Raw genomic sequence first — 880 nt, 5'->3', positions numbered from 1 at the left:
AAGCTCTCGCCCTGGGCAACACGTTCACCGCGACCTTCCTGGAAGAAAAAAAGCAGTTCGGCAGAGACGGGAAATCGTCGTACTACGAAAAGATGTTTTCCTACCAGATTGCTAAAGGCGACATGGCTGGGATGGACAAGGCATTGCAGGAACAAGCCGCGCCACCAGCACCAACACCAGCACCAGCCGCTTCGGCGGGGCAGGCATTCAGTCAGGGTGAGCAGATCACCACGCTGATCCAGGCAGGCCTCGACGACCAGGCAATCGCAAGCGCCCTCCAAATCGACCCGAGCATGGTCGCCATCATCCGCAACACCATCAAATAACCCCCACAGCCCGGCCAGCAGCCACACCGCGTGCAAGGCGCGGGCGGGCACCAAACCACACAGTCAAGCCAAACAAGGAAAGGAGCACTCTCATGTGGCAGCCCATCACCAAGCAGGACATTAGGGAGGACGACATGCTCCGCATTCACACGAAGAATTTCCCCTCCAGCCCGGTCTGGACGTGGCAGGGAACAGCCGTCCACGACCGTGACCTGCTCCTCGACGTCGGCCACCAACTCGTCTCACCACCCAAGTGGACTGTCACGCTTATCGAGCGCGAAACACCCGACCCAGACCCAACCCCAGATCAGCCTGCACTCTTCACGGAACCACAACAATGAACCCGATACTCGTCCACGCACACGAGTGCCTTAAAAATGGCATCAGTATCATCCCCATCCTGCCCGCCACAGACTGGGGCGACAAGCGGCCAGCCGTCGCGTGGAAACCCTACACGCAGCAACGCGCCACACCTACGCAGGCCGACCAATGGTTCCAAAACGAACAGCACGGTATTGCTGTCATCTGCGGGGCAGTGTCCGGCAACCTCACCA

At 59.4% G+C, this 880-nt stretch carries 3 protein-coding genes; all 3 read left to right on the top strand.

Features of this window, described 5'->3' with window-relative positions; genetic code table 11:
* The coding region (locus tag HMPREF2975_RS12595; protein WP_193600025.1) for a hypothetical protein at window positions 1–326 on the top strand (326 nt) is incomplete at its 5' end.
* A gap of 92 nt (window positions 327–418) precedes the next feature.
* Entirely contained in the window at window positions 419–667 is a 249-nt protein-coding gene (locus HMPREF2975_RS08225) for a hypothetical protein (RefSeq protein WP_070727012.1), read from the top strand.
* On the top strand, window positions 664–880 hold a 217-nt coding region (locus HMPREF2975_RS08220), incomplete at its 3' end, for a bifunctional DNA primase/polymerase (RefSeq protein ID WP_141757354.1). The genes HMPREF2975_RS08225 and HMPREF2975_RS08220, both read left to right, overlap by 4 nt.

The organism is Actinomyces sp. HMSC065F12 (genome assembly GCF_001814535.1).
Taxonomy (GTDB): Bacteria; Actinomycetota; Actinomycetes; order Actinomycetales; family Actinomycetaceae; genus Pauljensenia; species Pauljensenia radingae_A.
This window is presented reverse-complemented; position numbering and strand designations above follow the sequence as displayed.

What these genes read in the sequence shown, in the direction of transcription:
- HMPREF2975_RS08225 (WP_070727012.1), top strand. Translation starts at nt 419, where the DNA reads ATGTGGCAGCCCATCACCAAGCAGGACATTAGGGAGGACGACATGCTC.